This window comes from Acidovorax sp. JG5, assembly GCF_017939685.1.
Classification (GTDB): Bacteria; Pseudomonadota; Gammaproteobacteria; order Burkholderiales; family Burkholderiaceae_C; genus Acidovorax.
The window spans coordinates 32447-46116 of the sequence record NZ_JAGKSE010000022.1 but is presented as its reverse complement, the minus strand read 5'-3'; the positions used below and the strand labels follow the sequence as shown (position 1 = coordinate 46116).

The following is a 13670-nucleotide window of genomic DNA, read 5'->3' as shown; positions in this document are numbered from 1 at the left end:
TCGGATGCGTTTGGGTGGTCAACTGGAGGGAGATTTCGCAGCCTGGGGGGCTGGAATATCCCGTCCTGCCTCCATGAGCACCCCAACCTGGCGTACTGGCACACCGACGACAACGGTGAGATTCAGCTCTTGGGGCGCTTTCCGGCCATGTTGGCCCCCATCGTGCGTGACGGCGAACTGATTGCTATCCACCGCACCTATCTGACAGACGGCAAGAAGGCAGACGTTCCAACGCCCAAAAAGTTGACGGCCGCTTCCGCATCTTTGGCTGGCGCCTGCATTCCCCTGGCGGCTCCTCGTGGTGGCGTGCTGGGCATCGCAGAGGGTATCGAAACCGCCGTGGCCGCGTCGTTGGGTTCGGACCTGCCCGTAGTCGCCGCGTACTGTGCCAATGCCCTCAGCGGCTTTCACTGGCCCCGTGGCATCGACCGCTTGGTGATCTTTGCCGACAACGATCTCGCAGGCCAACAGTCCGCTACCGCCCTGGCGCAACGTGCCGACAAGGCCGGAATCGACAACAAGACGTTGACGCCATCGCGCCCCGGCGCCGACTGGGCCGACGTGTGGCTGGAGGGTCAGCAATGAAAAGCGACTTCAACATCCTGGCCGACGCGGCAGATGACGACGGCCTCGACAACCACCGCAACGCCCCCCGGCCTGATCCTGCCTGCCTGTATGGATTGGTGGGCGACGTGGCCCGCGCAGGCGGCGACACCACCGAAGCCAACCCCTACGCCATCGCAGCAAATTTCATTGCCTTCATGGGTTGCGCCGTGGGACGTGGGCCGTACATGCCCATCGGCAACACTTGGCACCACGCACGCATGTTCATGCTGCATATTGGTCGCTCGGGCCGTGGTCGCAAGGGTGATGCGGTTGCTCTGATCGGCCGGATCGAGCGAGCGCTCAAGGCCCTGAGCCAGGACGCCACGCCCCATGTTCACCGTGGCGGCCTGTCATCCCGTGAGGGCCTGGTGTTCCTGATCCACGATGGCTACATCGAGGGGAAAACTGAAGTCGAACCCATCCTCGACAAGCGCTTGCTGGTGATCGAAAGCGAGTTCGCCAACATCCTGCACCAAGGCAAGCGCGAAGGGAATACGTTGTCGGCAGCGCTGCGCGACTGCTGGGACGGGGTGAGCATGAAGCCCGCAACCAAGAGCAGCCGCCTTTGGGCGACTGACCCGCATATCGCCATGGTGGGGGCTGTCACTCCGTCAGAACTGCGGAGTTTGATGGCGTCACGCGAGCTCACCAACGGCTTTGCCAACCGCTTTCTGATGTTCTGGGCCGAACGCACCAAGATGCTGGCCTTCCCCCGCGCCACGCGCCAGGAGGACGTGGATGCCCTGGCAGCGCGCGTGCTGGCTGTGTTGCAGTTCTGCCAGGCCGAGCGCTGGGCCGACAAGGACAAGATGCGCGTGGAGTTGTCGCCAGACGCCCGCAAGCGCTACGAGGTGCTGTATCACAGCGAGCTCAACGACAACTCGGCGGGCGAACGCATCACAGCATTGATTGAGCGCCGTGCCCCCATGCTGCTGCGCCTGGCCATGCTGTTCGCTCTGTGCGACCTGACCACCACGGTGGAGGTGCATCACATCAATGCGGCTCTGGCCTGGGTGCGCTACAGCGTGGACTCCATCAAGTTCGTCTTTGGCAGCGCAGCCGACGAAGTGGAAGTGGCCGAGACAAACGATACGGCGCAAAAGATCGTGGACTTCCTGACTGCGCGCCAGCGCGTGACGCGCAAGCAAATCACCGTGGATTGCTTCGGTGGCCATGTGAACAAAACGCGGATTGATGCAGCGCTGGAGGAGCTGTTGACCTGCAACCCGCCGCACATCACCGTGCACGAGGACCGCAGCGGCCCAGGCCGACCGACCAAGTTCTATGAATTGGCTGCGAACAAAGCGAACAAAGCGAACTATGCGAACAACCAGCAACCACGCGGGTTTGCGGCAGATGTTCGCCTTCTCGAACAAAGCGAAGTAAGCGAACAAAGCCACCCCGAACCGGAGTTAGTTCGACAAGTTCGCATAGTTAGCGATGCCTCAAAAACGCCTGAAACCCGCGCCAGTCTTGATTCTTCGCTTACTTCGCATAGTTCGCAGGTTGTTGCTGAAAGCGAGGATTTCTGATGCCCGCCTTCGCCCTCTACCTGGCGCTGCACCACGCTGGCCTGACTCTGGAAACCGACGGCCACAAGCTGACGGTGACGCCTGCCAATCGCCTGAACGATGAGCTTCGTGCGGGCATCCGGCAGCACAAGCCCACGCTGATTGAGCTACTCCAATCGGCGCACCACACCACGGGCCGTCTGCTGGATTGGGTGGTGGACTTCGACCCCTGCACCACCGCTGCGACCGCCATCCAATTCCGCAACGCCTCTTTGATTCTGGATGCCAAGGTGAATGCCAGCAAAGACTCCATCGCCCCCCAGACACCAACGTCTCAACAGGAAACACACTATGACCCCACCGAATAAAGACGGCAAAAAAACGGCGGATCGCGGACCGGCAGGCCGCTTCACCAAAGGTAATCGCGCTTCCCCCGGCCGACCGGCTGGACGTGGCAAGGTGGCTGAGTTGCGTGATAAGCTGGCGCAGGATCTGGATCAGATCATTGCCGTGCTGCGCGCCCAGGCCCTGGCGGGTGACCCACAGGCCATCCGCATCCTGCTGGACCGGGTGCTGCCGAGTCTGCGGCCTGTGGAACTGCCGACCCCACTGAATATGCCCGATGGCACCCTGGCGCAGCAGGCACATGCCGTGGTGCAGGCTGCAGCCGAGGGCGACATTGCGCCGAGCCAGGCTGCGCAGATCATCACCGCGCTGGGCGGCGTGGCCAAGATTGTCGAGACCACCGAACTCTTGGCACGTATCGAAGCTCTGGAATCCAAACATGGCAAGTCTTGAACGACGAGTCGCCGTGCTGGAGAAGGTCGCCACGCCGGTCAACGCCCCGAGGGTCCTGGTGCACTTCATCCGCCCCGGTCATGGCACGGTGGCAATGCGCCACATGCCTTCGGGTCTGCGTATCGAACGCCAGGACAACGAAAGCGAGGCGCAGTTCCTGTTGCGGGCTGCGCTGGTGATAAAGGCCAAGGAGACCGACCATGGCAACCAGTCTTGAAAAACGCATAGCGCTGCTGGAAGCAGCACGGGTCAAATCCAACCTCAAGGCGATGACCGACGAGGAGCTGGACCGGCACATCAGGACGCTGGAGGTTGGCAGCCCTGCCTTTTACGACGCCGTGATTGCCCGGGTTCTCCGGCACCGTAGCGCTTTTCCTGTCGTGGTCGAAGACCCCGAACATGCAGGAGGTGGGCATGACATCCATTGAGCTGCGTATTCGGCGCCTGGAGGAATCCAGAGCCAAGACCTTCCAGCGAGCCCTCACCGATGCCGAGCGGGCCGTGCGTATTGCTCATTTGCAGTCTGGCACACCAGTCCACGAAGCGGTCATGGCCATCCTCAAACGCCATGAGGATGCAAGGAATCAGAAACCGGTTGAAATGCCGAAATAGGTGCATTCCCACCCGAGACAGGCCATACAGCTTTGGATTGAGAGGTAATGCGCATGGCGGGGGCATTGCCGACCGATTGGTATCTTCGGATCACATCCGATAGCGCATTGGCGCAGCATCCCGCTCTTTGATCAGCCTTGAAATTAGCCGTACGGTTACATCGTCCTCCCGCTTTTCTACGGCATCAATGGCCCGCTGGGCTTCTTCATACCGCCCTTGTTCCCGGTACAGCTCGGCCAGAGGGATGGCGTTCCAGCGCAGCGATTCACCATCGCGACTGGCCAGAATGGTGCTGAGTCGCTCCATGTTTTGTTGTTGCTCTGGCGTTGGCTCGAAGGTTGGGTAGGTGAACGGACTGTCCGCAGGTCTGATGTACGACGGCGGTTTGCGCTTGCGCAGCTTGTCCCACCAGGAGCGGTTGTCGGGGTGGGCCGCGAGCCACTTCGCTTTGGTGGCCGCTTCCTCGGCATCCCGGTGCTGGCGGTAGCGCTCACGGTAGCTGTGGTTCAGGTGGTGCCAAACCATAATGCGGGCGGCAAGCTCCACCTCATCGCTGGCGGCGCTGGCAATGCACTCAGGAAGTTGTTCGGTGGAAACATGGCCGAGGGACGGAAGAGTGGAGTCGTCCGCCGTGCTGACTTCGACCAGGTTTTTCAGAAGAACAAATTGCCCACACTGACAGCGGCGCAGGCCTTCGTCGTTGGGCATGAGCGAGCCGTCGCGCCAGCCATCCGTCCAGAACTCGAATGCCGAAAAGTTCATCGACATGTAGTTGGGCAAGGCGTATTGAGCGCCACAGCAGGGTGCGGCCAGGATGCGGACACCGCGAACCATGGTCATATGGATCTCCCTTGACTGTGTGAATTGCACTATTTCAAGCGCCTTTTGCCTCGCCTGGCTTTTCCGTGTGGCGACAGATAGCGATTTTCGTCGATGCAGTCATCCAGAGGCGACAGATGAAGAAGTACGTCACTCCCACCTCAGCAGGTCTTTTCATTTGCAGGATTATCGGCAGTCCCGTCTTGGTTACATCTGCATAATGCAACTGGTTCTGATCACTCTGTCCCGCTGCGGGAAAAAAGCATGGATAACGTCTTTGATTTCCGCAATCGGCTCATCAGCGAATACAGCTCGTTTTCTCGTAGTTTCTCCAAGGTTTCCGCCCAGGACATCCTGTCCAAGGTGGAGCAGGAATACGACCGTGGCCGCTACTGGCCCGAGCCACTGATTCAGATCAACCCGAATTACAAGCGGCAAAGCACCGTCCAGCAACTGGCGCATGAGGGGATGCTTCATGCCAGTTGCTCCCACATCTTTCAGACGGGTAAAACCGAGGGCAAAGCGGCCGATCTGCACCTTTACGTGCACCAGTTGCAGGCATTGGCCAAGGCGCAGAAGCAGCAGAGCTACGTGGTCACCACTGGAACGGGCTCGGGCAAGTCGCTGGCGTTTTTTGTTCCCATCATCGACCGCATCCTCAAAGCCAAGCAGGCCGATCCGCAAAAGCGCACCCGGGCCATCGTCATCTACCCGATGAACGCCCTGGCCAACAGCCAGCTGGAAGAGTTGGACAAATTCCTGCATGGTTATCCAGACGAGCAGAAGCCCTTTACCGTGGCCCGATACACCGGGCAGGAAAGTGACGCCGATCGCAAGCAAATTGCCGACAATCCGCCTGACATCCTGCTCACCAATTTCATGATGCTGGAGTTGATCCTGACCCGTTTCGAGGACGTGGACAGGCGCGTGGTCGAGCATTGCCAGGGCCTGGAATTCCTGGTGCTGGACGAATTGCACACCTACCGTGGACGCCAGGGTGCCGACGTGGCCTTGCTGGTGCGCCGTTTGCGCGAGCGCTTGCAGGCCCACCAGCTGGTATGCATTGGCACCTCCGCCACCATGTCATCGACGGGCACGCAGGCCGACAGAAACCAGACCGTTGCCAGCGTCGCCAGCCTGTTGTTTGGCGCACAGATCACCGAGCACGATGTGATTGGAGAAACCCTGGAGCGGGTCACCAACCCCGCCAAGGACATCGAGGCCGTCAAATCACTCTTGAAGCCAGCGTTACTGAAAGAAAGCTACCACTGGCCGGACTTCGCCGCGTTCAGCGACGACCCCTTGGCCGTGTGGGTGGAGTTGAGCCTTGGCATAGAACTGCCCCTCGATGAGCCACCCCGGCGGGCCAGGCCGGTGACCCTGGGCGATGCCGCCAAGCGCCTGGCTGACGATGCGCAATGCACGGTGGAAGATGCGCATGCCGGGCTGCAGCGCTTCTTGGTGGCCGCGCACGACGTGAAGACGCCCCAGGGCCGCGCCCCCTTCGCCTTCAAGCTGCACCAATTCATCAGTGGCCCCGGCAAGGTGCTGGCCACGCTGGAGCCCGAGGGCGTGCGCCACCTCACTTTGGACGCCCAGCGCTTTGCGCCCGGCCGTCAGGACGAGGGCACGCAGCTCTACCCTGTTCATTTTTGTCGCGATTGTGGGCAGGAGTACCACCCGGTGTGGCGTTCAGGCCAGTCGCAGGTGGAATATGCCCCCCGCGAAATCGACGACATCTCGGGCGATGACGATGAAAACGCCCGCTATGGTTTTCTGTGCCCGGCCAGACCGGGTCAGACCTACCGTGGCAGCATCGAAGACCTGCCCGAATCCTGGCTTGACCTGACCAAGGCCGAGCCCAAGGTTAAGAGCACCTATCGCAAATACGTACCCGAGGACATTCAGGTCAGCCCCCAGGGCTGGCAAGGCCGTGGCGGCGGTGACTACTGGTTCATCCCCGGCAAGTTTCGTTTTTGTCTGAACTGCGGGCAGACCCACGAAGTGCACGGCAAGGACATCAACCGCCTCGCCAGCCTGTCAGGCGAGGGTCGCTCTTCGGCCACCACCATCCTCACGCTCAGCGCCATACGGCAACTGTTCGCGGCGCAAGACCTACCGGCTGACCAGCCCGACCCACGCAAACTGCTGGGCTTCACCGACAACCGCCAGGATGCCGCCCTCCAGGCCGGGCATTTCAATGACTTCGTGTTTCTGCTCACGCTGCGCTCGGCCTTGATTGGCGCGTTGCAAAACCACCAGGGCATGCTGAATGAAGAAACCCTGGCCGACGCTGTATTTAAGGCGCTGGGGTTCGACAAGACCGATTTCGGCACTCTGGCCGAATACCTGCGCACCCCCAAACTGATGGGGCTGGCCCGCCAGGATGCCCAGCGCACCATGCGCTTCATCATCGGCTACAGGCTCCTGCGTGACCTGCGCCGGGGCTGGCGCTTCAACAACCCCAACCTGGACCAGCTCAATCTGCTGTCCATCGCATATCGCGGGCTGGATGAATTCGTGGCTGAGACCTCATTGTTCGCCGCCCATACGGTATTGGCCTGCATCAGCCCGCAGCAGCGCGCCACCGTGGCAAGCCTGCTTTTTGACAGCATGCGCCGTAGCCTGTGCCTGGAAACCCGCTACCTCGACCCCGTGGAGCAGGACAAGGCCAAGGCCACCGCCCACCAATACCTCAATGAACGCTGGGCCTTCGCCGCTGATGAAAACCTGGAGACGGCCAAATACCTCATCCTCACCAAGCGCCCCGAATACAAGGGCAAGCCTCGCACAGATCTGGTGCCTGGTGGTTCCCGCTCGCGTTTGCTCAAAGACATCAAAGCCGCCAAATTCTGGAAGGACAGTGCGGCTGCATCCCAGGTGTCCACCTGGAAAGACCCTCAATGGGTGGAGCTCACGGAGCAACTGCTCCAGGCCGCGTCACATTACGGATACGTGCACAAGCTCGATGTGGAAGGGGCCGTTGTTGGCTGGCGCCTTAACGCCTCCAGCATGGACTGGATGTTGGTCGATGAGGCGCAGGCCCTTGAAATCGGCAAGCACAACCAGTTTTTCCGCAGCCTCTACCTGGCCGTGGCGGAAAACCTGCGCCAGCAAGATCACCCGTTGTTCGACTTCGAGGCCCAGGAACACACCGCGCAGGTGGACGCCAGCCGCCGCCAACTGCTGGAGCAGCGCTTTCGCTACACCGAAAAAGACCGCAAAGACTGGCTTGCCAACCCCGCGCACGAAGCCCCGCTGGAGCGCCTGCCAGTCATGTTCTGCTCGCCCACCATGGAGCTGGGCGTGGATATTTCGGCCCTGAACACGGTGTACCTGCGCAACGTGCCACCCACACCCGCCAACTACGCGCAGCGCAGCGGCCGGGCAGGGCGCTCGGGCCAGCAGGCCTTGGTGATCACCTACTGCGCTGCGCTCAGCCCGCACGATCAATGGTTTTTTCACCATGCCACCGAAATGGTGCATGGCATCGTCAAGCCGCCCACACTCGACCTGGCCAACCGCGACCTGGTCGAAAGCCACCTGCACGCCGTCTGGATGGCAGCCGCGCAGGTGCAACTCGATACCAGCATTGCCCCGCTTCTAGACCTGGAGCAACCCGACAAGCCCCTGCAACCGGCATTGCGCGACAAACTCGCCGCCCCCGAAGTCACCGCACGCGCCTTGCACAGCACCCAGGGTTTCATGGCCCAGCTCGCCCCCGTGCTGGCTGGCAGCAGCTGGTTTTCCGCCGAGCAGATCGATGCCACCGTGCGACGCGCCGCCGACGACTTCAGCGCCGCCTTCGAGCGCTGGCGCGTGCTGGTGGACGCCACCCGCAAGCAAATGGACATGGCAGACCAGGTGGTCAAAAGCTACACCACCACCCATGCCGAAAAGCAAAACGCCCAGCGCCGCTACGGTGACGCCGCCCGGCAATACGCGGTGTTGCTCAAGTCAGGCAACGGCCAGAACTCCGACTTCTACACCTACCGCTACCTGGCCAGCCAGGGCTTTTTGCCTGGCTACAACTTTCCGCGCTTGCCCCTCATGGCCTGGATACCCGCCAAGGGCGGCACCGCAGCCAAAGGCAAGGACGACGAAGGCAGCATGGTCAGCCGCCCGCGCTTTCTGGCGTTGTCTGAATTCGGGCCGCGCAGCCTCATTTACCACCAGGGCCGCATGTACCGCGTGGTGCGCGCCAAGCTCAACGTGGGATCAAAGGACCATATCTCCGGCAATAGCCAGCTTGCAACCGTGGCCAGCCGCGTCTGCAGCCAGTGCGGCTACGCCCACATGGGCGGCGAAGACGGCACCGAACCACACCACAACCTGTGCGAAAACTGCGGTGCGCTCCTCACCGACCTCGACTGGGTGCGCAGTCTCTACCGCATTGAAACCGTTGAAACCATCCCGGTCGAGCGCATCTCCATCAACGACGAAGACCGCCAGCGCCAGGGCTTTGACCTGCAAACCACCTACCGCTTCCTGCCCGGGCCTGACGGCAAGATTGCCCAGCACAAGTCGCTGGTGACCGGCCTCGATGGACCCGCTGAAGATGCTCTTGCCGCTCTCACCTATGCCCCTGCCGCGCAAATCTGGCGCATCAACCGGGGCTGGCGCCGTCGCAAGAACAAAGATCAACTCGGCTTCTACATCAACCCCATCACTGGGCAGTGGAGCAAAAAAGACGAGCCCGGCGCGACCGAGGACTCAGACGCCACCGAGACCGACCTGCTCGACAAGGTGCCCAACCAGCAGATCGTTCCGTTCGTCGAGGACCACCGCAACATCCTGATCCTCGCGCCCGCCAAGCCGCTGGAACTGGAGGCCATGGCCACCCTGCAAGCGGCCCTCAAGCGCGGCATTGAAATGACCTTCCAGATCGAAGAATCCGAACTGGTGGCTGAGCCCCTGCCCAAGCAGGACGACCGCAAGGCGTTGCTGTTCTACGAAGCGGCCGAGGGCGGTGCGGGCGTGCTCACCCGCCTGGCCACCGAACCCGGCGCCATGGCCCAGGTGGCTGCACAGGCCCTGCGCCTCATGCACCACAATGCGCCCACCGGCGCCTGGACGGTCGATGGTCTGGAGGCCCTGGAGCAAAAAACCGCCACCGGCCAGAGCATTTGCGAAGCCGGTTGCTACCAGTGCCTGCTGTCGTACTTCAACCAGCCCGACCACGACCACATCAACCGCCGCAACGCCCAGGCCATCGAAATGCTGGTCGCCTTGGCAAACGCCCAGGTGGCCGCTGCACCGGACGAACCCGCACCCACATCCCAAGCCAGCGGACAGACAACAGCAGCTGCCGAAAGCTCAGACGACCTGTTCACCCAGTGGCAGCAAGCCCTGCAAGCGGGCGGCCACCGGGAGCCCGATCAATACCAGGTTCCTGCGTTGGGTGGTCAACTCACCGTGGCAGGCCAATACAAGGCCGCGCGCACGGTCGTGGTGCTCGTGCCGCCGCTCGCGGAGCATGTTGCGGCGCTGGTGGACAAGGGGCAGACCGTGCTCGACATGTCCAACCCAAGCCAATGGCCACACCAGTTCGACAGCCACCCGCATGTTTTCAGCTAATCCCATCGAATTTATTGCATGACCACCGACACCCTTGACTACCTCCCCGGCAACCTGGTGCGTGCCCGTGGCCGCGAATGGGTGGTGCAGGCAGATACCCACCAGGGCGACGGGGGCAGTCTGCTGCGCCTGCGCCCCCTGGGCGGTGCGGACGAAGACATCATCACCCTGATCCCTGAACTGGAGTTCGAGCCCGTCACCCCCGCCACGTTTGCCTGGCCCAACCCCGAGCAGGCCGGCAACCATGCCGCAGCGCTGCTGCTGCGCGATGCCCTGCGCCTCAAGCTGCGCGCGGGCGGCGGGCCGTTCCGCTCGTTTGGCAACATTGCCGTCGAGCCGCGCGCCTACCAACTGGTGCCGCTGCTCATGGCCCTGCGGCTGACCACCGTTCGCCTGTTGATTGCCGACGACGTGGGTATCGGCAAAACCATCGAGGCCGGGCTGATTGCCCGCGAACTCATCGACCGGGGCGAAGTCGCCCGCCTGGCCGTGCTGTGCCCGCCACACCTGGTCGAACAATGGCAGGGCGAACTGCAGAACCGCTTCAACCTGCAGGCCGTGGCCCTTACATCGGCCAGTGCCAGCCGCATCGAGCGTGACCTGCCGCACGGCGTGGGCCTGTTCGACCAGCACCCCATCGTGGTGGTCAGCCTCGACTACATCAAAAGCGAACGCCACCGCGAGCACTTCCTGAGCATTGCCCCCGAATGCATCATCGTGGACGAAGCCCACACCTGCGCCAGCAGCGGCGCGGGCAAGCAGCTGCGCTTTGAGCTGCTGCAGCGCCTGGCCAAAGATGCCGAGCGCCACCTGCTGCTGCTCACCGCCACCCCACACTCGGGCGACGAAGCCGCGTTCTACAACCTGCTGTCGCTGCTCGACCCGGCCTTTGTGGGCCTGCAAAGCCGCACCTCGGCCGACGACCCGCTGCGCCAGCAACTGGCCCGCCACTTTGTGCAGCGCCGCCGCAAAGACATCGTGGAATGGCAGGCCGAAACCCACGACGGCCGGGGCTTTGCCCGCCGCATGAAAACCGAGCTCACCTACAAGCTCACCGGCGACTGGGGCGCCTTTTTTGACGCCGTGCAAGCCTACTGCCGTGAAATGGCCGAATCGGTCGAGCAAACGCAGCAAGGCAGCGCCCGCCTGATCTGGTACGCCACTCTGGCCCTGCTGCGCTGCGTGGCATCGTCCCCAGCGGCGGCGGTCAAGGCGCTCACCACCCGGCTGGAAGGCAAAACCGCCGCCCTGGGCGGTGACGAAGACGACCTGCTCGAAGACGACCGCCTGCACGACGGCGGCGCCGACGACCTGCATGGCAACGACCTGGAGCCCGCAGGCCAGCTGGACGAGTCCCATATTGCCCTGCAAGACGCTGCACGCCTGCAGGCCCTCATTGCCGAGGCCCAGCGCCTCTCCGGCAAAGCCGGCGACCCCAAACTTGCCGCCCTCATCGCCCACATGGAAGGCTTGGTCAAAGACGGCTATGCCCCCGTGGTGTTTTGCCGCTACGTCGCCACCGCGCATTACGTGGCCGCCGAGCTTAAAAAACACTTCCCCAAAGTGCTGGTGGACGTGGTCACCGGCGAACTCAGCCCCGAAGAGCGCCGCGCCAAGGTCGAAGGCATGGAAGAGGGCGAGGGCACCCAGGCCCGCATCCTGGTGGCCACCGACTGCCTGTCAGAGGGTATCAACCTGCAGCACCTGTTCACCGCCGTCGTCCACTACGACCTGGCCTGGAACCCCACCCGCCACGAACAGCGCGAAGGCCGCGTGGACCGCTTTGGCCAGCAAGCCCCCGAGGTGCGCTGCACCATGCTCTACGGGCAAGACAACCCGGTCGATGGCTTTGTGCTCAACGTCATCCTGCGCAAGGGCGAGGCCATTCAAAAAGAGCTGGGCGTGCTCGTGCCCATGCCCGAAGACAAGCAGCGCATCAACCAGGCACTCATCAAGGCCGCACTGATGAAGCGCGAGGGCAAGGGCGCCAGCCCGCAGCTGGGCTTTGACTTCGCTGAGGCCGAAGAGCTGATCGCACCCTTGCAAACCCAGTGGACCGACGCCCTCGAAAAAGCCAAGGCCAACCGCACTGTGTTCGCCCAGCGCCGTATCCGCCCCGACGAGGTGCTGCCCGAATGGCAAAAGCAGCAAGCCGCCCTGGGCAGCCATGCCGACGTGCAGCGCTTTGTGCAAAGCGCCTGCGCCCGCCTGGGCGCACCGCTGGAGACCGCGCGGCGCAATACCCACCGCCTGCACACCCAGCACCTGCCCGAAGCCCTGCGCCAGCGCCTGGCCGACGAAGGCCTGGTGCCCGAAGGCGCCACCCGCGCAGCCCACACCACCTTGGCACTCGACTTTGCCGAGCTGCACCGCAGCCACCCCCTGGTGAGCGTGCTGGCCGACCACCTGCTTGAAAATGCCTTGCAGGGCGATGCCGCAACCGCCCAGGCCCCCGCCATCACCGCCCGCTGCGCCGCCACCATCACCGATGCGGTGGACGTGGTCACCACCGTCGTGCTGCTGCGCTTGCGCCACCAGCTCAGCTACGTGCGCCGCCGCCAGCCCTACCAGATGATGGCCGAGGAAACCGTGGCCCTGGCCGTCAAAGGCCGCAGCAACCCCGAGTGGCTCAGCGACGAAGGCACCGCCCGCCTGCTGGAATGCGTGCCCACCGGCAACCTGCCGCGTGAGGCCATGGCCCGCGAAGTGGCCCAGGCTCTGCAGTTTTTGGCCCAGCACCCAGAGCGTTTGCAAGCCCTGGCCCAGGAGCGCGCCCAAACCCTGCTGTCCGACCACCGCCGTGTGCGCGAAGCCGCCCGCGACGTGGGCCAATACAGCGTGGCCCCCTGCCTGCCCGTGGACGTGATGGGCGTGTACGTGTTGTTGCCCGATTCTTTGTGATGAAAATGGCCTCTAGCGCTTATCTGGCAAGCGCAAACAGCTATCAAGTAAATAGCGTTTGGCGTGGTGCTTCAAGCCAGCCACGGGTTCACCAGCCGCACCCCCAGGCCGTCAAAGTCGGCGGTGTTGAGCGTGACCAGTGTCAGGTCGTGCTGCAGCGCCGTGGCGGCCAGCAGGCTGTCGATGGCGGGCAGCGGGCGGCCCGCGCTGCCTTGCAGGCGACCCCAGCGGTCGGCGGTGTGCGCGTCCACCGCCAGCACGCGGCCCCAAAAAAACCGGGGCAGCTCCACCTCCAGCCAGTCCAGCAGCGCCGCCTGGCGGGCATCGCCCTGCAGCCGCTCAATGCCTTTGCGGATCTCACCCAGCGTCAGCACACTCAGGTACAGCGCCTGGGCGGGCCGCTGCTCCATCCAGGCCACCACGCGTGCATCGGGCTGCTTGCGCCGCAACTCCGACAGCACATTGGTATCCACCAAATAGCTCACAGCTTCACCTCGCGCGTGGGGCTGCTGTCGCGCTCCAGCACCAGCTCATCCAGCCCATGCAGGGGCGAGCGGCGCATGAACTCCACCAGCGACGGCGCTCCGCCCCCGCTCAGCCGCTCAAACGCCTCGCGCGACAGCACCACCGCCACCGGCTTGCCATGCAGCGTGATTTCTTGCGGCCCATCCTCGGCCGCCTGCTTCACCAGCTCTGAAAACCGTGCCTTGGCGGTCTGTATTTGCCATGTCTGCATCGTGCGCCTCCGTCTTTCCAAAAGTCTGACCAGACAGGTCAGAATTGCACCACTGTACCTGAACCGGCCCACCGTGTCAGCCCACCCGGCACGCTGTGCCGCTCCCCGCC

General features: G+C 63.1%; 12 protein-coding genes. 9 read left to right on the top strand and 3 right to left on the bottom strand.

Annotation, left to right across the window (positions count from 1 at the left end; genetic code table 11):
- The 7 genes from J8G26_RS16195 to J8G26_RS16165 form a co-directional block, all read left to right on the top strand.
- Window positions 1–585, top strand: a 585-nt coding sequence (locus tag J8G26_RS16195; protein ID WP_210570173.1) for a toprim domain-containing protein, incomplete at its 5' end; no start/stop codon positions are given.
- Window positions 582–2138, top strand: a complete 1557-nt coding sequence (locus tag J8G26_RS16190) for a DUF3987 domain-containing protein (RefSeq protein WP_246881436.1) — start codon at window positions 582–584, stop codon at window positions 2136–2138. The genes J8G26_RS16195 and J8G26_RS16190, both read left to right, overlap by 4 nt.
- Entirely contained in the window at window positions 2138–2485 is a 348-nt protein-coding gene (locus J8G26_RS16185) for a hypothetical protein (protein ID WP_210570171.1), read from the top strand. Before J8G26_RS16190 ends, J8G26_RS16185 begins: the two co-directional genes overlap by 1 nt.
- Window positions 2486–2585: 100 nt before the next feature.
- Window positions 2586–2915 carry a hypothetical protein gene (locus J8G26_RS16180; protein WP_210570167.1) on the top strand — a complete coding sequence of 110 codons (330 nt, stop codon included), beginning with the start codon at window positions 2586–2588 and terminating at the stop codon, window positions 2913–2915.
- The gene (locus J8G26_RS16175; protein ID WP_210570166.1) at window positions 2902–3132 is read left to right on the top strand and encodes a hypothetical protein; all 231 of its coding nucleotides are present in this window, start codon (window positions 2902–2904) and stop codon (window positions 3130–3132) included. Before J8G26_RS16180 ends, J8G26_RS16175 begins: the two co-directional genes overlap by 14 nt.
- Entirely contained in the window at window positions 3116–3343 is a 228-nt protein-coding gene (locus tag J8G26_RS16170; RefSeq protein WP_210570165.1) for a hypothetical protein, read from the top strand. The genes J8G26_RS16175 and J8G26_RS16170 overlap by 17 nt, the downstream gene beginning before the upstream one ends.
- On the top strand, window positions 3330–3527 hold the full coding sequence (locus tag J8G26_RS16165; RefSeq protein ID WP_210570164.1) for a hypothetical protein: 198 nt from the start codon (window positions 3330–3332) through the stop codon (window positions 3525–3527). The genes J8G26_RS16170 and J8G26_RS16165 overlap by 14 nt, the downstream gene beginning before the upstream one ends.
- Window positions 3528–3617: 90 nt before the next feature.
- Here the strand turns inward: J8G26_RS16165 and J8G26_RS16160 are convergent, their stop codons facing one another.
- On the bottom strand, window positions 3618–4367 hold the full coding sequence (locus J8G26_RS16160; RefSeq protein ID WP_210570163.1) for a hypothetical protein: 750 nt from the start codon (window positions 4365–4367) through the stop codon (window positions 3618–3620).
- Window positions 4368–4610: 243 nt separating this feature from the next.
- Between J8G26_RS16160 and J8G26_RS16155 the strand changes: the two genes are divergently transcribed.
- Together J8G26_RS16155 and J8G26_RS16150 are read left to right on the top strand one after the other, a co-directional pair.
- Entirely contained in the window at window positions 4611–9923 is a 5313-nt protein-coding gene (locus J8G26_RS16155; protein ID WP_210570162.1) for a DEAD/DEAH box helicase, read from the top strand.
- Window positions 9924–9941: 18 nt separating this feature from the next.
- Complete coding sequence (locus tag J8G26_RS16150) at window positions 9942–12824, top strand: helicase-related protein (protein ID WP_210570160.1); 2883 nt, start codon at window positions 9942–9944, stop codon at window positions 12822–12824.
- Between the two features lie 71 nt (window positions 12825–12895).
- On the opposite strand, the gene J8G26_RS16145 is transcribed toward J8G26_RS16150, so the two are convergent.
- Window positions 12896–13309, bottom strand: coding sequence for a type II toxin-antitoxin system VapC family toxin (locus tag J8G26_RS16145; protein ID WP_210570158.1), 414 nt, complete (start codon window positions 13307–13309; stop codon window positions 12896–12898).
- A complete protein-coding gene (locus J8G26_RS16140) occupies window positions 13306–13560 on the bottom strand; it encodes a type II toxin-antitoxin system Phd/YefM family antitoxin (RefSeq protein ID WP_210570156.1) in 255 nt (84 codons plus the stop codon). Before J8G26_RS16140 ends, J8G26_RS16145 begins: the two co-directional genes overlap by 4 nt.
- Window positions 13561–13670: the final 110 nt, after the last annotated feature.